The following is a 19,802-nucleotide window of genomic DNA, read 5'->3' as shown; positions in this document are numbered from 1 at the left end:
TCAGCCTTTGATCCCGTAATGCTCCAGCATCGCGTCCAGCTGCGGCTCGCGCCCGCGGAAGCGTTTGAACAGCTCCATCGGCTCTTCGGAACCGCCGCGGCTCAGGATATTGTCGAGGAACGACTGACCGGTTTCACGGTTGAAAATCCCCTCTTCTTCGAAGCGTGAGAAGGCGTCTGCCGCCAGCACGTCGGCCCACAGGTAGCTGTAGTAACCTGCCGCATAGCCGCCAGCGAAGATGTGGCTGAAGGCGTGCGGGAAGCGGCCCCAGGTCGGCCCCGGCACCACGGCGACCTGCTTTTTAATCTCGGCCAGGGTCTCAAGGATTTTCGCCCCCTGCTCCGGTTTGTACTCCGCATGCAGGCGGAAATCGAACAGGCCGAACTCCAGCTGGCGCAGAATAAACATCGCCGCCTGGTAGTTTTTCGCCGCCAGCATTTTCTCCAGCAGCTCCTGCGGCAGCGGTTCTCCGGTTTCATAATGGCCGGAGATAAACGCCAGCGCTTCCGGCTCCCAGCACCAGTTCTCCATAAACTGGCTCGGCAGCTCGACCGCATCCCACGGCACCCCGCTGATGCCGGAAACCCCGGCGGTGTCGATGCGGGTCAGCATATGGTGCAGACCGTGGCCGAACTCGTGGAACAGGGTGATCACTTCGTCATGGGTGAACAGCGCCGGCTTGCCGTTGACCGGGCGGTTGAAGTTACAGGTCAGGTAGGCGACCGGCTTCTGCAGGGAACCATCCAGTTTACGCATCTGGCCGACGCAGTCGTCCATCCACGCCCCGCCGCGCTTATGCTCGCGGGCATACAGGTCGAGATAGAAGCTACCGCGCAGCTCGTTGTGTTCGTCATACAGCTCGAAGAAGCGCACTTCCGGATGCCACACATCGACATCGGTACGCTCTTTAGCGGTAATACCGTAAATGCGCTTAACCACTTCAAACAGGCCGCTAACGGCTTTGTTTTCCGGGAAATAGGGGCGCAGCTGCTCATCGCTAATGCTGTAGAGGTGCTGCTTCTGTTTTTCGCTGTAGTAGGCAATGTCCCACGGCTGCAGCTCATCGACGCCAAACTCGGCTTTGGCGAAGGCGCGCAGCTGGGCCAGCTCTTTTTCGCCCTGCGGACGGGCGCGTTTTGCCAGGTCGGTGAGGAAGTCGAGCACCTGCTGCGGATCCTTCGCCATTTTGGTGGCGAGGGATTTAAACGCATAGCTGTCAAAGCCCAACAGCTGCGCCAGCTCGTGACGCAGGGCGAGGATCTCCGCCATCACCGGGCTGTTATCCCATTTCCCGGCGTTCGGGCCCTGATCGGAGGCGCGGGTGGAATAGGCGCGATACATCTCTTCGCGCAGCGCCTGGTTATCGCAGTAGGTCATCACCGGCAGATAGCTCGGAATATCCAGGGTCAGCAGATACCCTTCCTGCTCTTTGGCCTGCGCCTGAGCCTGAGCGGCGGCCAGCGCGCTTTCCGGCATGCCGGCCAGATCGGCGACATCGGTCACCAGCTTGTTCCAGCCCATGGTGGCGTCGAGGACGTTGTTGCTGTACTGGTTGCCCAGCTCAGAGAGGCGCGCGGCGATTTCACCGTAGCGTTTCTGCGCCTCCGGCGGCAGGCCAATCCCGGATAATTCAAAATCGCGCAGCGCGTTATCAACCGCTTTTTTCTGCGCGGTATTCAGCGTGGCGTAGTTATCGCCATCGCGCAGGTCGCGATAGGCTTTATACAGGCCTTCATGCTGGCCGACCCAGGTGCTGTACTCGGAGAGCAGCGGCAGCGTCTGTTCGTAGGCCTCACGCAGTTCAGGGCTGTTTTTAACCGAATTCAGATGGCTGACAGGCGAGAAGATGCGTCCCAGCACATCGTCCACTTCCGCCAGCGGCTGGCAAAGATTTTCCCAGCTATACGGCGCGCCATGCGCCACCGCGCTTTCCACCGCGGCCCGGCAATCCTCCAGCGCTTTGGTGACCGCAGGGACCACGTGCTCTGGTTTGATCGCAGAAAAAGGCGGCAGGGAGAAAGGCGTCAATAATGGATTGGTCATATGCGCTGTCCTGTTGAAAAGGGTGAATGAAGCGCGCGTCCGGCGCTTATGCATGAGATCTAGAATGGGGGATAGTTGGGGGAATTTCAATGACGGGCGGTGCGTCAGCCTGGGTATTGCTGCGATAAGTCCGCCCGTTGCCGGAAAAGCGCGACACGCAGTGCAGCGTGCCGGAAACCACATTACTGCCTTTTTTGCGCCATCTCCCAGGCCGCCGACAGATTCAGCCGCTGCCAGAATTGCTGTTCGGGGGTGGTGCCGGATAGCGGGTAACCCGCCGGCAGCGCGGTGTTGACCATCAACGTTCGACGCTGAGCCGCTGACAGATGCGGCAGGGCATCTTCCAGCAGCACTTCCGCCCCCTCCGGCACCTGTAAACGCGGCTGCGGACCCTTCTGCTGCGGCAGATCGTAGGTCATGGTGAAGCGAGAGAAATCACGCATCGCCGGATCGCGCCAGGGATCGTCTTTCACGCTGCTCTTCGCGCACTCGGCAAGCGATGTGCCGCAGGCCTTCGCCAGCGCGGCGCGCAGCTGATCGCGGGCTTCGTTAAATAATACCCGGTAGTGCGGATCGTTAAGATAGTGGGCCACGTTGCGCTCGGCCACCATTCGCGAGCCGATCACGTCCAGCGGGTAGTGGACGCCCAGCACGATGCGCGAGTAGCCATAGCGGGCGCCGCGCGCCACCAGCGCGTCGTAGCGCTCCGGGATCATCGCCGCCAGCAGCAGCGCATCGGTATAGCCGGTGTTGGTGTGGCCGCTGGGGAACGAGCCGCCGTCGGCGGTGTAGGGCTGGTTATCTTTCACCACCACATCGTCAGGCACCAGGTGAATGGTGTTGCCCTGCACCAGAAACGGCCGCGGATTATTGAAGTGCTTTTTCGCCTCGCCGGTGCTGACCTCCGAGGCTTTGATCAACGCTGCCGCTTTCCCCAGCGCGCCCTGGTCATAGGCGGTCAGAAACGCTTTGCCAAGGCGTGGCCCCAGCGCATCGCTGAGGAAGTAGAGGTAGCTAATGCCTTCCGCATCGGCCAGCGCCTGACGGCGCGTGGTCTGCACGGCGTCGCGATTGATGGCGGTCACCGTCGCCAGATTCTGCTTCACGACGGTCTCCGGCAGGGTGCTGAACGCCGACAGCAGCGCAATGCCCGCCTGCTGGTTGGCCCGGGTCTGGAAGTCATAGCCGCTGGCCTTCAGCCAGGCGGTATCGGCCTGAGTTTGGTTTTGTTTGGTGCGCGCCAGCCGATCGCGGGTCAGCGTGGCGGCATTCCCCTGCAGAGCGTGGCGTAGCTGCGCCAGCGCCTGTTGCTCAAGATCGTCATACGCCTGGCTGGAGGCAGCCGGCGTCACGCTATTGGCGAGGGCCGCCGCCCTGTTCAGCGGGATGTCTTTAGCCAGAACCGGTTGCGCCAGCAGCAGCGCGACGGCCAGCAGCGAGAGTTGCCTTTTCATTATTTTTCCTTTTATTCAAATAATTACCTTGCCTGTATCCGACGCTAGCGCGGCCGTTTGACGTTTTTATGACAGCGTTATGTTTTGCAACGCTTTTGGCAGAAATGAAACAGCGCGGCGGCGCAGCGGTAATCTCGGCCGATCTGCGGTAGACTATCGGTTAACTTGTTTACTTCCCGGAATCTCTGCATCCATGCTCAGTTATCGCCACAGCTTTCACGCAGGCAACCACGCCGACGTCCTCAAACACACCGTTCAGAGCCTGATCATTGAATCACTGAAAGAGAAAGAAAAACCGTTTCTCTACCTGGACACTCACGCCGGCGCGGGCCGCTATCAGCTGAGCGGCGAGCACGCCGAACGTACCGGCGAGTATCTTGAAGGCATCGCCCGCATCTGGCAGCAGGACGACCTGCCGGCAGAGCTGGAGCCGTATATTTCGGTCGTAGAACACTTCAACCGTAACGGCCAGCTGCGCTACTACCCGGGCTCGCCGCTGATTGCCCGCCAGCTGCTGCGCGAGCAGGACAGCCTGCAGATGACCGAGCTGCACCCGAGCGACTTCCCGCTGCTGCGCGCTGAATTCCAGAAAGACAGCCGCGCGCGCGTCGATAAAGCCGATGGCTACCAGCAGCTGAAAGCCAAGCTGCCGCCGGTATCGCGCCGCGGTTTGATTCTGATCGACCCGCCGTACGAAATTAAAACCGACTATCAGGCGGTGGTCACCGGGATTAACGAAGGCTACAAACGCTTCGCCACCGGCACCTACGCCCTGTGGTACCCGGTGGTGCTGCGCGCGCAAATCAAACGCATGATCAAAGAGTTAGAAGCCACCGGCATTCGCAAAATCCTGCAGATTGAGCTGGCGGTGCGTCCGGACAGCGACCAGCGCGGCATGACCGCCTCCGGGATGATCGTCATCAACCCGCCGTGGAAGCTGGAGCAGCAGATGAATAACGTGCTGCCGTGGCTGCACAGCAAACTGGTTCCGACCGGCACCGGCCACGCCACCGTCAGCTGGATCGTACCGGAGTAATCGCAACCATCGGTGGAACCTTTTAAGCCTCGCGCTACAATCGCGGCAATCAACGATTAAGGACATATGGGCATGAGCAAACATTATGATTACCTCGCCATCGGCGGCGGTAGCGGCGGTATCGCCTCAATTAACCGCGCGGCCATGTACGGCCAGAAGTGCGCGCTGATTGAAGCCAAAGAGCTGGGCGGCACCTGCGTCAACGTCGGCTGCGTGCCGAAAAAGGTGATGTGGCATGCGGCGCAGATCCGCGAAGCGATTCATCTTTACGGCCCGGACTACGGTTTCGATACCACCATCAACCATTTTGACTGGGAGAAGCTGGTCGCCAGCCGTAGCGCCTATATCGACCGTATTCATACCTCTTACGACAACGTACTGGGTAAGAATAAAGTCGACGTGATCAAAGGCTTCGCGCGCTTTGTCGATGCCCACACCGTGGAAGTCAACGGCGAGATCATCACCGCTGACCATATCCTGATCGCCACCGGCGGCCGGCCGAGCCACCCGGATATTCCGGGCGTCGAATACGGTATTGATTCCGACGGTTTCTTCGAACTGCCGGCGCTGCCGAAGCGCGTGGCGGTGGTCGGCGCAGGCTATATCGCCGTTGAGCTGGCGGGGGTGATTAACGGCCTCGGCGCCGAAACCCACCTGTTCGTGCGCAAACACGCGCCGCTGCGCAGTTTCGATCCGCTGATCGTTGAGACCCTGGTGGAAGTGATGAACGCCGAAGGCCCGCAGCTGCATACCAATGCGATCCCGAAAGCGGTGGTGAAGAATGCCGACGGCAGCCTGACGCTGGAGCTGGAAGATGGCCGCAGCCAGACCGTTGACTGCCTGATCTGGGCGATTGGCCGCGAACCGGCGACCGACAACTTCAATCTGGCGGCAACGGGCGTTAAAACCAACGATAAAGGGTACATCATCGTTGATAAATTCCAGAACACCAACGTGCCGGGCATCTACGCGGTGGGCGATAATACCGGCGCCGTTGAGCTGACGCCGGTCGCCGTGGCCGCAGGCCGTCGTCTCTCCGAACGCCTGTTTAACAACAAACCGGAAGAGCATCTGGACTACAGCAACATCCCGACCGTGGTCTTCAGCCATCCGCCAATCGGCACCGTCGGCTTGACCGAGCCGCAGGCGCGCGAGCAGTACGGCGACGACGCCGTGAAGGTCTACAAATCTTCCTTCACCGCGATGTATACCGCCGTGACCTCTCACCGTCAGCCGTGCCGCATGAAGCTGGTGTGCGTCGGCCCGGAAGAGAAGATTGTCGGCATCCACGGCATCGGCTTCGGGATGGATGAGATGCTGCAGGGCTTTGCGGTGGCCCTGAAGATGGGCGCCACCAAAAAAGACTTCGACAACACCGTCGCCATTCACCCGACGGCGGCAGAAGAGTTCGTCACCATGCGCTAAGACGCGATCGCCGGATGATAAAAAGAAGCCCCCAGGGGCTTCTTTTTTTATGCTCAGGCCACGCCGTTATTGCCATGGCGCATAAACGCCGGGCGCTGATTGAGCGCCATATACCAGCGCTCCACGGCTGGCATCTCCGGATGGGCGAAAGGGGTCATTTTCCAGCGATGCACCGACAGCCCCAGCACGATATCGGCCAGGGTGAAGCGCTCGCCGGCTATCCACGCCCCGGTACGCTGCAGCTGCGCTTCAACAATGCGCACGCAGTGGGTCCAGGCGGCAATACTCTCTTTAATCGCCACCGGATCCTGAAAGCGCGGATCTTTACGCACCAGCCCCATAAAAGCATGGCGCCAGGCAGTGTTAAACTCGGTCGCCTGCCAGTCCATCCAGTGCTCCACCTCGGCGGCGGGCTGCGGCTCGGCGGGCAGCAGATCCCAGCGCTCCGCTTTGCGCGCCAGATAGCGGCAGATACTGTTCGACTCCCAGAGCACGAAGTCATCGTCCAGTAGCACCGGCACCAGGCTGTTAGGATTCAGACGCTGAAACTCAGGCGTATCCAGGGGCTTAAATCCGCTGCCGTAATCTTCCTGCTGGTACGCCAGCCCGGCTTCCTCGCAGGTCCACAGCACTTTCCGTACATTAATTGAAGAGCGTTTACCCAGAATTGTTAGCATCGTCAGCGATTCCTCAGCCATAAAAGACAGTTCATTCACTCTACTCTATTGCCAGCCAGCAACAAGGCAGAGCGCTGGATAATGTGTATAGTTGATTCCAGCCTGTTTGCCGAAAAGGAACCCGACATGTTGACCCCTTTTACCGTTTTGATGCCTGCAAATATTCGTTTTGGCCGTGGTCAGGCCGAGAGCGCCGCCCCCTGGCTGGCGCAACAGGGCGGCCCAATCCTGCTGGTGCATGGCGCCCGCCCGCAGCGGGCGGCGTTTCTCCGCCAGCAGCTGGAGGCGCTGCAGCTTGCGGTCACGACGCTGGCGATAAGTCGCGAACCCTGGCTTAGCGATATCGAGCAGGGCGTCCAGCTGGCGCGCGAGAAAGGGATCAGAGCGGTGGTCAGCCTCGGCGGCGGCGCGGTGATTGACGCCGGTAAGGCGATTGCGGCGCTGGTCCCCGCCGCCGGCCCGGTGATCGACTATCTGGAGGTGGTGGGAACGGGCCGTCAGCTGGAAGCCAGTCCCCTGCCGTTCGTGGCGATCCCCACCACCGCTGGCACGGGCGCGGAGGTCACCAAAAATGCGGTGATCAACGTTCCGGAACAGCAGCGGAAAGTGAGCCTGCGCGACGACCGAATGCTGCCTGACCTGGCGATTGTCGACCCGGCGCTAACCGACAACGCGCCGCGGAGCATCACCCTGAGCTCCGGCCTCGACGCCCTGACCCAGGTGATCGAGCCCTGGCTCTGCAGCCGGGCCACTCCCTTCACCGATGCTCTCTGCCAGCAGGCGATCCCGCGGGGAATTCGCGCGCTAAAAATCCTGATGGAACAAGAGTGTCCGGCCAGCCGCGACGAGATGGCCTGGGTCAGCCTGTGCGGCGGACTGGCGCTGGCGAACGCCGGGCTGGGGGTGATCCACGGCCTCGCCGGCCCGCTGGGCGGCCTGAGCCGCGCCTCGCACGGCGCCCTATGCGGCAGTTTGTTGCCGTTTGGCCTGGCGCTCAATGAGTCGCAGATCAACGACCCTGGCCTGCGCCAGCGCGTTAACGATGTCCGCCGCTGGCTGGCCGACGGGCTGGACGTCCCTGTGGATCAGGTCTGGGACAGTCTGCGGGAATGGAGCCATCGCGCTGGCCTTGGCACCCTGCGCGACCTCGGCGTAGCGCGCGATGCGCTGGAACCGGCGGCGCTGGCCGCCAGCACCTCCTCATCGATGAAGGCCAACCCGGTCAGCCTGAGCGGCGAACAGCTGCTGGAGATGCTGGAGGCGGCGTGGGAGTGAGCGCCCCGGGATAAAATTTTGTTGCATAATGAATGCTCCGAATTTCATCTGCGCCAGGATCTACAATTTTTAATTACTTATCAACAGCGTACTTTGAAATGGCAGCTTTTCTTCTCGGCGGAAAAGCGTGATCTCACGCACAGTTTGCTTCACACTCACCGAAGCGACTGTCTACGCTTAATAGACAAGGCCGGGTATGCCCGGCCCCGAACTCACGCTATCCGGAGGTCCGTATCGCTATGTTCAGCCAGAAATTACGCCACGTTGAAGACGAGGAGTTAAGGATCGACATCGATCCCTGCTACGAAGCCGATCCGTACGAATTAAAGCTGGATGAGATGATAGACGCTGAACCGGAGCCTGAGGTGATCGAGGGGCTTCCGGCGTCCGATGCCCTCACCCCGGCGGATCGCTATCTTGAGCTGTTTACCAACGTGCAGAAATCACGCATTTTCGCGGACAGCAAAACCTTCCCCGACTGCGCGCCGAAACACGATCCGCTGGACATCCTGCGGAACTACCGCAAGGTCAAACGCCAGCCCGACTTCGATCTGCGGCAGTTCGTTGAGGACAACTTCTGGCTGCCGGAGAGCCAGAGCGACATCTATATCTCCGACCCCAGCCTGACCCTGAAAGAACACATCGACAAGCTGTGGCCGGTGCTGACCCGCGAGCCTCAGGATCATATCCCGTGGTCATCGCTACTGGCGCTGCCGCAGGCCTACATCGTGCCCGGCGGCCGCTTTAGCGAAACCTATTACTGGGACTCTTATTTCACCATGCTGGGGCTGGCGGAGAGCGGCCGGGAAGATTTGCTGAAATGCATGGCCGATAACTTTGCCTGGCTGATTGAAACCTACGGCCACATTCCGAACGGCAACCGCACCTACTACCTCAGCCGCTCGCAGCCGCCGGTGTTCGCCCTGATGGTCGAACTCTTTGAAGAGGATGGCGTGCGCGGCGCGAAGCGCTATCTGGACCATCTGAAGATGGAGCACGCCTTCTGGATGGACGGCGCCGAGTCGTTGATCCCGCACCAGGCGTATCGCCACGTGGTGCGTATGCCGGATGGCTCCCTGCTCAATCGCTACTGGGACGACCGTGACACGCCGCGGGATGAGTCGTGGCGCGAAGACGTGGAGACCGCCCGACACTCCGGGCGGCCCGCCAATGAAGTGTACCGCGACCTGCGGGCGGGCGCCGCGTCCGGCTGGGACTACTCCAGCCGCTGGCTGCGGGATATCACGCGGCTGGCCAGCATCCGCACGACGCAGTTTATCCCCATCGACCTGAACGCCTTCCTGTTCAAGCTGGAGACGACCATTGCCAACCTCTCCGGCCTGAAGGGCGATCGCGAGACGGAGGCGGCCTTCCGCCAGAAGGCCCAGGATCGGCGGGCGGCGGTCAACCGCTATCTGTGGGATGATGAGAACGGCTGTTTCCGCGATTATGACTGGCGCCGTGAACAGCTGGCGCTGTTTTCCGCAGCCAGTATCGTCACCCTTTACGTCGGCCTGGCGACCCACGAACAGGCAGAACGCCTTGCCGATGCGGTGCGGGCCCGCCTGCTCACCCCCGGGGGGATCATGGCCACCGAATACGAAAGCGGTGAGCAGTGGGATAAACCCAACGGCTGGGCGCCGCTGCAGTGGATGGCGATCCAGGGATTTAAACGTTACGGCCAGGATCCGCTGGGAGATGAGATTGCCTGGAGCTGGCTGCAGACGGTCAACCACTTTTACAAGCAGCATCACAAGCTGATTGAAAAATACCATATTGCCACCGGCGTCCCCCATGAGGGCGGCGGCGGGGAGTATCCCCTGCAGGATGGCTTTGGCTGGACCAACGGCGTGGTGCGCCGACTGATTGGCCTGTACGGTGAGCCAACCTAGTCGGGCTGTTCCCGGCGGCTTTCTCCTGCTATGTTCAGAGGATTCGCCCTGCCCGGAACGACGCTTATGCCTGAACTTCTGACGCCGCGCCTGCGCTGCTCACCGCTGCAGCTGGACGACTGGTCGTTTTTTCTTTCCCTGCAGCAGGATCCGCAGGTCATGCTCTACGTCGCCGATCCCCGACCGCAGGCGGCCATCCGCGAGGCGTTCGATTCGCGGCTGCCGCCGTGGACGCCCGGGGATGAACACTGGCTGTGCCTGGTGGTGCGCGACAGGCTGACCCATACCCCGCTCGGCCTGACCGGCTACCAGCATCATCAGCGCGACATTGCCGAGGTTGGCTTTCTCTTCGCCCCGGCGGCGCAGGGTCGGGGCTACGGCTACGAATCGCTGCGCGCGCTGTGCGACTACGCCTTTACCACCGGCGGCGTCCGCCGCCTGACCGCCAGCGTCACCGCCGGCAACGAGGCGTCTAAGCAGTTACTGCTCAAAGCCGGCTTCCGGCTGGAGGGAGAGCTGCGGGAAAACTACTGGCTCAACGGACGCTGGCACAACGACTGGCTGTTCGGTCGGCTGCGTGGGGAGGGCGATGCGCCGTAGCGCACCGCCGGTCACAGGCTGGGGGCAGTCAGGATCAGAGGAACATCCCGCCCGAGACTTCCACACGCTGCGCGTTCATCCACGCCAGCTCATCGCTGAGCAGGGCGGCGATGGCGTCGCCGATATCATCCGGCAGCCCAACGCGCCCCAGTGCAGTCTGGGCGGCGATATGCCGATTCACCTCGGCGTTATCGCGCACCTCCCCGCCGCCAAAGTCGGTCTCAATGGCACCCGGCGCGATGATGTTCACCGATATCCCCCGTCCGCCCAGCTCTTTCGCCTGATAGCGGGTCAGAACCTCCATCGCCCCCTTCATCGCGGCGTAGGCCGCATAGCCCGGCAGGGCAAAGCGCGCCAGGCCGCTGGAGACATTGAGGATACGCCCCCCATCCTGCAGGAGAGGCAGCAGACGCTGGGTCAGGAAAAACGGCCCTTTGAACTGGATATTCATCAGCTCGTCAAACTGCGCTTCGCTGGTCTCGGCGAAGGGCGCGTTGAGTCCGATTCCGGCATTGTTCAGTAAATAATCAAAGGTAGTGCGTCCCCACTTCTGCGCCAGCACCTGCGCCACCTCGCTGGCGAATGCGTCGAATGTTGTGGAATCGCCGACGTTCAGCGCTAATGCTGCCGCTTTGACCCCTTTTTGCTCTATTTCCGCCACCACGTCGAGGGCCGCCTGGCGGTTGCTGTGATAGGTCAAAAGAATATCGGTTCCCTTTGCCGCCAGCTTCAACGCGGCGTTTTTACCCAAACCGCGGCTGCCGCCGGTCACTAAAGCGATACGTTGTGTCATCAGAAGACCCCTTTCAGGTTGCGTTGTGATTGTGTTGTAGCTTATTAACTGCTCATGCAACAATAAATACGCTATATTGCGTTTTACTGTTTCAGTAATAACAACAATAGGCGATCGGCATGGATAAAATTCATGCAATGCAGTTATTCATTCGCGTAGCGGACCTGGAGAGCTTCTCCCGCGCCGCCGAGACCCTGGCGCTACCTAAGGGTAGCGTCTCGCGACAGATTCAGGCCCTGGAAAGCCATCTTGGCGTGCGGCTCCTGCACCGCACCACCCGCCGGGTCCAGCTCACCCAGGATGGGATGGTCTACTACGAGCGGGCGAAAGATCTGCTGAGCAACCTCGACGAACTGGACGGCATGTTCCAGCACGATCCGGCGAGCATCAGCGGCCGGCTGCGGGTGGATATGCCGGTCGGTTTTGCTAAAAAAATGGTGATCCCGCATCTGCCGACTTTTTTACAGCAGTATCCGGGCATCGAACTGGAGCTGAGCAGCAGCGATCGGCTGGTGGACGTGATCCGCGAGGGGTTTGACTGCGTGGTGCGCGTCGGCGCGCTCAAAGACTCAGGGCTGATTGCCCGGCCGCTGGGCAAGCTGACGCAAATTAACTGCGCCAGCCCGGACTATCTGGCGCGTTTTGGCTATCCGCAATCCCTGGAGGATCTGGCGGATCATGCCCTGATCCACTACGCCAGCACCCTCGGGGTCCGTCCCCCCGGCTTTGAGGTAATGATCGACGGCGCGGTGCGCTGGGTAAAAACCGGCGGCATATTGACGGTCAACAGTACGGAAACCTATCAGGCAGCCTGTATCGCCGGGCTGGGGATTATTCAGGTGCCACGCACCGGCGTGCGCGAGGCGTTACGCGCCGGCGACCTGATTGAGATCCTGCCCCAGTACCGCGCCGAGCCGCTGCCGGTCTCGCTGATCTACCCGCACCGGCGCAATCTCTCCCGCCGGGTAAATCTGTTTATGGAGTGGCTGGGCGGACTGATGAAAGCGTATGTCGATTGAGCGGCGCGGCTGGAAAACGGGCGGCGGGGAGAGGCATTCCTGCAGGATACGGCATTTAAGGTATACTTTTTGCTGAATCTCGCTGTAAAAAAGGAAGAAATTACGTATGACGCCGGAAAACGACGATCGACGCCCGCCACAGGAACCGGATACGCAGCCGGAGAAAAGCAAAAGCACGCTCGAGGCCCTTAATGACACCGCCGTCGGGCAAAAAGCCAGCCAGGCGCTGAAGACCGTCACCGGAACGGCGGCCAAAGTGCAGCGCAACCCGGTGATCGCCCATCTGCTGCGCGCCGCAGAGCGCTTCAATGACCGGCTCGGCAATCAGTTTGGGGCGGCTATCACCTATTTCTCGTTCCTGTCGATGATCCCGATCCTGATGGTCTCCTTTGCCGCCGCCGGCTTCGTGCTGGCCTGGCACCCAACCCTGCTGCAGGACATTTTCGACAAAATTCTGCAAAACGTCAGCGACCCAACGCTGGCGGCAACGTTGAAAAACACCATCAACACCGCGGTGCAACAGCGCACCGCCGTCGGTCTGGTCGGCCTGCTGGTCGCCCTCTATTCCGGTATTAACTGGATGGGCAACCTGCGCGAAGCGATCCGCGCTCAATCGCGCGACGTCTGGGAGCGCCGGCCGCAGGACGAGGAGAAAATCTGGGTCAAGTACTTCCGCGATCTTATCTCGCTGATCGGTCTGCTGGTGGCGCTGATTATTACGCTGTCGATCACCTCCGTCGCCGGCTCCGCCCAGCAGATGATTATCTCCGCGCTGTATCTCGACAACATTGAATGGCTGAAACCCGCCTGGCGGCTAATCGGCCTCGCCATCTCGATTTTTGCCAACTATCTGCTCTTTTTCTGGATTTTCTGGCGCCTGCCGCGCCATCGTCCGCGGCGCAAGGCCCTGTTTCGCGGCACGCTTATCGCGGCGATTGGCTTTGAAATCATAAAAATCGTCATGACCTGGACGCTGCCAGCGCTGGTGAAATCCCCCTCCGGGGCGGCGTTCGGATCGGTGCTGGGGCTGATGGCCTTTTTCTATTTCTTCGCCCGCCTGACGCTATTCTGCGCCGCGTGGATCGCCACCGCGGAGTATAAAGACGACCGGCGGATGCCGGGCAAAACCCACCGCTGAGGTATTGCGAGGATGAATAAAAGAGGCAAAATTCATCCTCGCGCTTGATTTCAGCAGATAAATCCAGCATGTAACTTTTATTTAACTCAAAACTGGTTTTATTATCTATCTTTTTAATTGTGTGAAGCATTTCATAGAACTATTTTTACTGGTGTAAAAATTATCCGCTTTTTGCCTCTTTTTTGCCCATTTTCCGCGTTTGTTACAGATTGAAATGTCCCTGTGGCTGTGGCTATATGGCTTTTCGTTCGCGCAAAAATAAGAAAGATCTATGCAAGCCACAGCCACCACTCTCGAAAACACGCAGGAAACCGCCCCGGTCAACTCACGCAACAAGGTTGTTGTCGCCTCGCTCATTGGCACCGCCATTGAGTTTTTCGACTTCTACATCTATGCCACCGCCGCGGTCATCGTCTTCCCGCATATCTTTTTCCCGCAGGGCGATGCCGCTGCGGCCACCCTACAGTCGCTGGCCACCTTCGCCATCGCCTTCGTCGCCCGGCCGATCGGCTCCGCGCTGTTTGGCCACTTCGGCGATCGCGTCGGCCGGAAGGTCACCCTCGTGGCCTCGCTGTTAACCATGGGGATCTCCACCGTGGTGATCGGCCTGCTGCCCGGCTATGAAAGCATTGGCATTGTCGCGCCGATGCTGCTGGCGCTGGCGCGTTTCGGTCAGGGCCTTGGCCTCGGCGGGGAATGGGGCGGCGCAGCGCTGCTGGCTACGGAAAACGCCCCGGCGCGCAAGCGCGCCCTGTATGGCTCCTTCCCACAACTGGGCGCGCCGATCGGCTTCTTCTTCGCCAACGGCACCTTCCTGCTGCTCTCCTGGCTGCTGACCGACCAGCAGTTTATGGAGTGGGGCTGGCGCGTGCCGTTTATCTTCTCCGCGGTGCTGGTGATCATCGGTCTGTATGTTCGCGTCTCGCTGCATGAGACCCCGGTCTTCGCCAAAGTGGCGGCGGCGAAAAAACAGGTCAAAATCCCGCTGGGTACCCTGTTGACCAAACACGTCCGGGTGACGGTGCTGGGCACCTTCATCATGCTGGCCACCTATACCCTGTTCTACATCATGACCGTCTACTCGATGACCTTCAGCACCGGCGCGGCGCCGAATGGCCTGGGTCTGCCGCGTAACGAAGTGCTGTGGATGCTGATGATGGCGGTGATTGGCTTTGGCGTGATGGTGCCTGTCGCCGGCCTGCTGGCGGACGCCTTTGGTCGTCGCAAGAGCATGATTATCATCACCACGATGATTATTTTGTTCGCCCTGTTCGCCTTTAAACCGCTGCTGGGCTCCGGCAATCCGCTGCTGGTCTTCGCCTTCCTGCTGCTGGGCTTAAGCCTGATGGGACTGACCTTTGGCCCGATGGGCGCGCTGCTCCCGGAGCTGTTCCCGACGGAAGTGCGCTACACCGGCGCGTCGTTCTCCTATAACGTGTCGTCGATCCTCGGCGCTTCGGTCGCGCCGTACATTGCCGCCTGGCTGCAGGGTAACTACGGTCTCGCGGCGGTCGGCACCTATCTGGCGGCGATGGCGGCGCTGACGCTGATCGCCCTGCTGCTGACCCACGAGACCCGCCACCAGTCGTTGTGATCCTTCGCCCTGACGCCCCCGGCGTCAGGGCTCTCCTCTACTTTTTCATCTGCGACAAAATGATCCGACACTGGTTGCTATCGCCCTCCGCCGGGGAGATCAGCGCCAGCAGCGCGGCGGCCGGCGTCACCAGGGTTGCCAGCGCCGCCGCTACCGCGCCGCGGACAATCAGCGGCCCGGCCTTCACCCCCGCCTGCGGCGATTTAAAGGTGCCCCGGACATACAGCGGGGAACGCAGGGTGATCACCCGAAAGCCTTTGCTTTCCGGATCGATGGTCAGGTCCAGCTGCTCGGAGGCGAAGCTGGCGGTCCCGGTCACATTGATCAGCGCGTTTTCTGTATCGAAGGCAAAAATCTGCGGCCGGGCGACGCCGTTGGTTACGTCGATATTGGCCGCGGCGCAGTTCACCCGAACCTCCTCATCGCCAAAAATCTGGCCGATCAGGTAGTTACCGACGTTAAGACCGAGGATTTCCATCAGGTTGCGACTGATCAGTCCGTCGTTCATCAGCAGCTTCAGGTTACCGTTACTGTTGCCGAGCAGGGCCGCCACCGAGTTGCCGCTGCCGCGCAGCTGGACGTCGCCATTCATCTCGCCGAGGGTTTTCTGCATCATCTCGACGTTTGGCATCAGCGCCTTCAGCTTCAGGCGTCGCGCCTGCAGATTGGCCTCACCCTGCAGCGGCTTTTTATCGCCCTGCAGGTGTACGCTGCCGGCAATCGACCCGTTGGCCAGGCCAAAGCGCACCGGCTGCAGGCGCAGGTCACCATCCTCCAGAATCACATGGGTCGACAGATCGCTGATCGGCAGGGTGCCGCCGTGCTCAATTCTCCGGCCCTTAAAGCGCACATCGGCATCCATCACCTGCCACTTGTCGGTTTCAAAGCGGTCCGCCGGCAGCACTTTACCCGCCGGCTGCGGCCGGTCACCCGCCTGGCGCGAAGCGCTTTTCTTCGTTCCTTTGCCGGAATCAACGCCGATTAATGGCCCGAGGTCCGCCAGACGCAGCTGCTTCGACTCCATATCACCGCTGAGTTTCGGCCGCGGCTTGCCGGTGGTGTAGGTCAGGGAGCCATGAATGTCGCTATCGCCGATTCGGCCGTTAAAATTCTGATAGTTAAAGCGCATGCGGTTTTTTTGCGTAAAGTCGGCGCGCAGGCGGCCGTCGGTGGAGAATGACGGCGTCTCCGGCAGCAGCACGCCGGTCAGGTCATAGAGATCGCGCAGCGAGTCGCCGGCGAATTTTAGCCGCAGGTCAATGCCGCCGACGTTGAGCGGGTCGCTGACCGTGCCGCTGAACGCTACCCGGGTGTTACCGGAGTGGAAGTCGCCCTGCAATGGGAAGGGGGCGCTTGCGCTGCGCAGGGCCAGCATGCCGCCGATTTTCCCGTTGCCGGTGACCGGCTGGCCCTTGTAGCGGCCCTTCAGCGACAGACCAAAGACATAGTCGCCTGGTTTCGCCGCGCTATGGCGATCCTTTGTGCCGGTCACTTCGCTGAACGGCAGCGGTTTGCCTAGGGGATCGACGAGGATGGTGATATCGCTGCGGGTGATCTTGTCGTCAATGGCGATAGTCCCGCGATCAAAGAGAATATTATCGAGGCGAAAGGACCAGCTGGAGGGCGCGCTGTCGCCCGGAGTACGCTTATCGCCCGCCAGCTGAAAGGTCCAGTTATTGTTGTCTTCCGCCAGGCGGATCAACCGTACGTCGGGCTGCTCCAGCTTGATCCACGGCAGGTACACCGTTTTGCTCAGCAGCGCCAGCGGGGCAAGGGTCGCCTCCACCCGCGGCAGATGGATCATGGTCACCTGGGGAATGGCCGGCGGGTTGCCCAGCACGATATCCTCCGCGTGTACGTGGGGCCACGGGATCCAGCTGCGCCAGCCGCGCTCGTCCGGCTGCCGTTCCCAGACCACGCCGAGATCGCCGCGGATGGCGAACGGGCGGTTAAGTTCGGCGGACACTTTCTGATTGATCGTCGGCTTCAGCCGGTTCCAGTCAAAGGTGGCCAGCACGATAAAGAAAAGAACGATCAGCAATAGTATCGTTCCTGTGATGATAACCAACGTTTTACGGGTTCTGCTCATCCCTACTCCGCTCCTTTTGCATCACGTCAGTCCTGAATATAGTCAAAAAGCGGCGTTTATCCTGGAAATGCGCTTTTCGTCACATTACGCGCGTCAGGTCAAAAAAATAATGGAACGATGTTTTAATATGATTGACCAGCAAAACAGCGCAGCGCACACTAGCGCTTATATCGATTCCATTGCAGGTTCTGGCTATGTCTAAAAAAATTGCCGTTATTGGCGAATGCATGATTGAGCTGTCAGAGAAAAACGGGGCCGTTAACCGCGGCTTTGGCGGCGATACCTTAAACACCTCGGTCTATATCGCGCGGCAGACGGATGCCAGCGCATTGAGCGTCCACTACGTCACCGCCCTGGGAACCGATGCGTTCAGCCAGCAGATGCTCGACAGCTGGCAACAGGAAAACCTCAACACCGATCTTATCCAGCGGATGGCCGACCGCCTGCCGGGGCTGTATTACATTGAAACCGATGATACCGGCGAGCGTACCTTCTACTACTGGCGCAACGAGGCGGCGGCAAAGTTTTGGCTGGAGAGCGATCGCGCGGCGGCGATTTGCGAAGAGCTGGCCACTTTCGACTATCTCTATCTGAGCGGCATCAGTCTCGCCATTCTCAGCCCGGCCAGCCGCGACAAGCTGTTCACGCTGCTGCGTGAGTGCCGCGCCAACGGCGGCAAGGTGATCTTCGACAACAACTATCGTCCGCGCCTGTGGGCCAGCCAGGCGGAAACGCAGCAGGTCTATCAGGAGATGCTCGCCTGCACCGATATCGCGTTTCTGACCCTCGATGATGAAGACGCGCTGTGGGGAGAAAAACCGGTTGCTGAGGTGATCGCCCGCACCCACGCCGCCGGCGTGGAAGAGGTGGTGGTGAAGCGCGGCGCGGATGCCTGCCTGGTCTCGGTTAGCGGGCAACCGCTGCGGGAAGTGCCGGCCGTCAGGCTGGCCAAAGAGAAGGTGGTGGATACCACCGCCGCCGGAGACTCCTTCAGCGCTGGCTACCTGGCCGTTCGCCTGACCGGCGGCGATGCCGAATCCGCCGCCAGACGCGGACACCTGACCGCCAGCACGGTGATCCAGTATCGCGGGGCGATCATCCCGCGGGAAGCGATGCCGCAGTAATTCTCCGCACAAAGCGCTCTCCGGCCGCCGCTGGCGCGCCGGAGAGGCGTTAGGTTACTACCCCGGCGGGATGTCGCTGGCCTCGCTGTGGGCGTCAACCGTATCGGCGCTGCCGCTAGCCGCCGTGGCCGCCGGATTCGGCGCCATCAGTTTTTCCCAGGTGGCCTGCAGTTCCTTCATATTGTATTCCGGTTCGCCCTTCGGCTGTTGCAGCACCAGCGCCATGTCCTGCGAGAGCTGCTGGCGCAGATACTGGTTCAGCATGTCCACCGTCAGGGAGTTGAGGAACTCCTGACGCAGCTTCTGGTACTGCTCCGGCGCGATGTCCACCACCTGATTCTGCAGGGAGCGCATGCGCTGGCTCATCAGAATGTCGGTGTCAGTGCGCGCATAGGTGGCAAACAGCTTCTGCAGCTCGAGGCTTTTCTGAGCGATAAGCGCGTCAAACTCCTCCTGCGGCAGGCCGTTGTCCCGCACTTTCGCCAGCTCGCGCGAAACCACGCTCAGGTTGTTGTTCAGGCGCTCGCCCGGTGAATCGATGTTGATGGCGCACTGCGCGCGCTGATATAGCACCCGGCAGTCAAAGCCAAGGCCAATATCCTTCACGTTATTTTTGCTCAGGCTCTGCTGCACGTGCCAGAACAGCGCTTCACGGGCGAGATCGTCACGCCAGTAGCGCTGCAGCGCCGCGGAGTCGCGGATCGGCTGCCATGGCGCATCCCACATGATGGACAGTTTGTCCTGACGCACCGCGTTGGTCATGATGCTGACCGGCACGGTAGGCAGCGGCGATAAGGTCGGCACCGCTGCGGGGGTTTCCCGCTTGCCCTTCAGATCGCCAAAGGTCTTATTGATTTGCTCGGCAACGCTGCGGCTGTCGACATTCCCCACCACGATCAGCGTCATGGCGTCGGGGGTGTACCATTTTTGATAAAAGTCTTTCAGCTGCGCCACGTCGATCGGCTGCTTCAGCGGCGCGGCGGGGTCATGGCCCAGCATGGTGGACCCTTTCAGGCGATAGCGCCACCAACCCTCTTTGGTATCCAGTGGCCAGGTCGCCACCATGTCGCTGCCCTGCAGCGCATGATTGATCGATTCAGGCGTAATGGCCAGTTTACCGCTGGCGTCCGCCAGCCAGCTCAGCGCCTCTTTCAACAGATCGTTGCGGTTATTGGGCAGGCTGAGATTAAACATCGTGTAATCGTAGGAGACGATGGCCGGCGGCAGAGGACGCTTCGGGTCAATACTCTGCTGCCATAAAGAGCGCGCCTGCATCGTCGGCAGGCTGCCGCTTTGCGTCAACGCCAGGCGGGGAATAAAGCGGCTGAAACCGCTCTGCTGAGTGCTTTCGCTCAGCGAGCCAATATTGACGGACAAACGGACTTCGATACGGTCGCTGGGACGTTGCGGCGTGGCCAATACCTGCCACGACAAACCATTCGCTAAGGTCCCTTGTTGCCAGGCCGGATCAGGCTGGAGCGCTTCTGCCTGCACATAACCGGCCGCCGCTACCATCAGCAAACCGCCCGTTAAGAGTTTAATTGTTGTGCCCTGCATGTGAACCCCTGATGAACATTCCTGGTTACAACAGCACCCCACTGACGGGCTGCCGAAAAAAGTGAGAGTGAAATACGTCGGTTAGA

Annotated in this window: 15 protein-coding genes; 9 read left to right on the top strand and 6 right to left on the bottom strand. The window is 60.6% G+C overall.

Annotation, left to right across the window (positions count from 1 at the left end; translation table 11 throughout):
- A complete protein-coding gene (gene prlC, locus KB890_RS15650) occupies positions 1–2,043 on the bottom strand; it encodes an oligopeptidase A (protein WP_004173955.1) in 2,043 nt (680 codons plus the stop codon).
- Positions 2,044–2,225: 182 nt separating this feature from the next.
- Positions 2,226–3,497, bottom strand: coding sequence for an acid phosphatase (locus KB890_RS15645; protein WP_020325159.1), 1,272 nt, complete (start codon positions 3,495–3,497; stop codon positions 2,226–2,228).
- A gap of 193 nt (positions 3,498–3,690) precedes the next feature.
- Between KB890_RS15645 and KB890_RS15640 the strand changes: the two genes are divergently transcribed.
- The gene (locus tag KB890_RS15640; RefSeq protein WP_002921269.1) at positions 3,691–4,533 is read left to right on the top strand and encodes a 23S rRNA (adenine(2030)-N(6))-methyltransferase RlmJ; all 843 of its coding nucleotides are present in this window, start codon (positions 3,691–3,693) and stop codon (positions 4,531–4,533) included.
- A 72-nt stretch (positions 4,534–4,605) separates the two neighbouring features.
- A complete protein-coding gene (gorA, locus tag KB890_RS15635; RefSeq protein WP_002921271.1) occupies positions 4,606–5,958 on the top strand; it encodes a glutathione-disulfide reductase in 1,353 nt (450 codons plus the stop codon).
- A gap of 53 nt (positions 5,959–6,011) precedes the next feature.
- Here gorA and KB890_RS15630 read toward each other — a convergent pair whose 3' ends face one another.
- Positions 6,012–6,635, bottom strand: a complete 624-nt coding sequence (locus tag KB890_RS15630; protein ID WP_002921273.1) for a glutathione S-transferase family protein — start codon at positions 6,633–6,635, stop codon at positions 6,012–6,014.
- A gap of 126 nt (positions 6,636–6,761) precedes the next feature.
- Here KB890_RS15630 and KB890_RS15625 point away from each other — a divergent pair, with 126 nt between their 5' ends.
- The 3 genes from KB890_RS15625 to KB890_RS15615 all read left to right on the top strand — a co-directional run bounded on the left by KB890_RS15625 (position 6,762) and on the right by KB890_RS15615 (position 10,402).
- Entirely contained in the window at positions 6,762–7,910 is a 1,149-nt protein-coding gene (locus KB890_RS15625) for an iron-containing alcohol dehydrogenase (protein ID WP_014906811.1), read from the top strand.
- Between the two features lie 239 nt (positions 7,911–8,149).
- Positions 8,150–9,802, top strand: coding sequence for an alpha,alpha-trehalase (locus tag KB890_RS15620; protein ID WP_020325152.1), 1,653 nt, complete (start codon positions 8,150–8,152; stop codon positions 9,800–9,802).
- Between the two features lie 66 nt (positions 9,803–9,868).
- Positions 9,869–10,402: a GNAT family N-acetyltransferase gene (locus KB890_RS15615; protein ID WP_002921333.1), complete on the top strand. Its 534-nt coding sequence runs from the start codon at positions 9,869–9,871 to the stop codon at positions 10,400–10,402.
- Positions 10,403–10,436: 34 nt separating this feature from the next.
- Here the strand turns inward: KB890_RS15615 and KB890_RS15610 are convergent, their stop codons facing one another.
- The gene (locus KB890_RS15610) at positions 10,437–11,195 is read right to left on the bottom strand and encodes an SDR family NAD(P)-dependent oxidoreductase (RefSeq protein ID WP_002921336.1); all 759 of its coding nucleotides are present in this window, start codon (positions 11,193–11,195) and stop codon (positions 10,437–10,439) included.
- Positions 11,196–11,314: 119 nt separating this feature from the next.
- Here KB890_RS15610 and KB890_RS15605 point away from each other — a divergent pair, with 119 nt between their 5' ends.
- From KB890_RS15605 to KB890_RS15595, 3 genes are all read left to right on the top strand, one after another.
- A complete protein-coding gene (locus KB890_RS15605; RefSeq protein WP_004145179.1) occupies positions 11,315–12,214 on the top strand; it encodes a LysR family transcriptional regulator in 900 nt (299 codons plus the stop codon).
- 106 nt (positions 12,215–12,320) lie between these two features.
- On the top strand, positions 12,321–13,352 hold the full coding sequence (gene yhjD / locus KB890_RS15600; protein WP_002921337.1) for an inner membrane protein YhjD: 1,032 nt from the start codon (positions 12,321–12,323) through the stop codon (positions 13,350–13,352).
- 271 nt (positions 13,353–13,623) lie between these two features.
- On the top strand, positions 13,624–14,946 hold the full coding sequence (locus tag KB890_RS15595) for an MFS transporter (protein WP_004150118.1): 1,323 nt from the start codon (positions 13,624–13,626) through the stop codon (positions 14,944–14,946).
- 37 nt (positions 14,947–14,983) lie between these two features.
- Here KB890_RS15595 and KB890_RS15590 read toward each other — a convergent pair whose 3' ends face one another.
- The gene (locus tag KB890_RS15590; protein WP_020325148.1) at positions 14,984–17,035 is read right to left on the bottom strand and encodes an AsmA family protein; all 2,052 of its coding nucleotides are present in this window, start codon (positions 17,033–17,035) and stop codon (positions 14,984–14,986) included.
- 194 nt (positions 17,036–17,229) lie between these two features.
- Here KB890_RS15590 and KB890_RS15585 point away from each other — a divergent pair, with 194 nt between their 5' ends.
- Positions 17,230–18,159, top strand: coding sequence for a 2-dehydro-3-deoxygluconokinase (locus KB890_RS15585; protein ID WP_020325155.1), 930 nt, complete (start codon positions 17,230–17,232; stop codon positions 18,157–18,159).
- Positions 18,160–18,216: 57 nt separating this feature from the next.
- On the opposite strand, the gene KB890_RS15580 is transcribed toward KB890_RS15585, so the two are convergent.
- A complete protein-coding gene (locus tag KB890_RS15580) occupies positions 18,217–19,716 on the bottom strand; it encodes a M16 family metallopeptidase (RefSeq protein WP_020806021.1) in 1,500 nt (499 codons plus the stop codon).
- Between the last annotated feature and the right edge of the window lie 86 nt (positions 19,717–19,802).

This window comes from Klebsiella sp. P1954 (genome assembly GCF_018199955.1).
Lineage (GTDB): Bacteria > Pseudomonadota > Gammaproteobacteria > Enterobacterales > Enterobacteriaceae > Klebsiella > Klebsiella pneumoniae.
The sequence above is the reverse complement of the archived record's forward strand: the minus strand, read 5'-3'. Positions and strand labels throughout refer to the sequence as shown.

Coding starts and splice junctions, on each gene's coding strand:
- KB890_RS15630 (WP_002921273.1), bottom strand. CDS start 6,635: ATGCTAACAATTCTGGGTAAACGCTCTTCAATTAATGTACGGAAAGTG.
- KB890_RS15585 (WP_020325155.1), top strand. CDS start 17,230: ATGTCTAAAAAAATTGCCGTTATTGGCGAATGCATGATTGAGCTGTCA.
- KB890_RS15590 (WP_020325148.1), bottom strand. CDS start 17,035: ATGAGCAGAACCCGTAAAACGTTGGTTATCATCACAGGAACGATACTA.
- KB890_RS15645 (WP_020325159.1), bottom strand. CDS start 3,497: ATGAAAAGGCAACTCTCGCTGCTGGCCGTCGCGCTGCTGCTGGCGCAA.
- KB890_RS15615 (WP_002921333.1), top strand. CDS start 9,869: ATGCCTGAACTTCTGACGCCGCGCCTGCGCTGCTCACCGCTGCAGCTG.
- yhjD (WP_002921337.1), top strand. CDS start 12,321: ATGACGCCGGAAAACGACGATCGACGCCCGCCACAGGAACCGGATACG.
- KB890_RS15605 (WP_004145179.1), top strand. CDS start 11,315: ATGGATAAAATTCATGCAATGCAGTTATTCATTCGCGTAGCGGACCTG.
- KB890_RS15580 (WP_020806021.1), bottom strand. CDS start 19,716: ATGCAGGGCACAACAATTAAACTCTTAACGGGCGGTTTGCTGATGGTA.
- KB890_RS15620 (WP_020325152.1), top strand. CDS start 8,150: ATGTTCAGCCAGAAATTACGCCACGTTGAAGACGAGGAGTTAAGGATC.
- KB890_RS15595 (WP_004150118.1), top strand. CDS start 13,624: ATGCAAGCCACAGCCACCACTCTCGAAAACACGCAGGAAACCGCCCCG.
- KB890_RS15625 (WP_014906811.1), top strand. CDS start 6,762: ATGTTGACCCCTTTTACCGTTTTGATGCCTGCAAATATTCGTTTTGGC.
- gorA (WP_002921271.1), top strand. CDS start 4,606: ATGAGCAAACATTATGATTACCTCGCCATCGGCGGCGGTAGCGGCGGT.
- prlC (WP_004173955.1), bottom strand. CDS start 2,043: ATGACCAATCCATTATTGACGCCTTTCTCCCTGCCGCCTTTTTCTGCG.
- KB890_RS15640 (WP_002921269.1), top strand. CDS start 3,691: ATGCTCAGTTATCGCCACAGCTTTCACGCAGGCAACCACGCCGACGTC.
- KB890_RS15610 (WP_002921336.1), bottom strand. CDS start 11,195: ATGACACAACGTATCGCTTTAGTGACCGGCGGCAGCCGCGGTTTGGGT.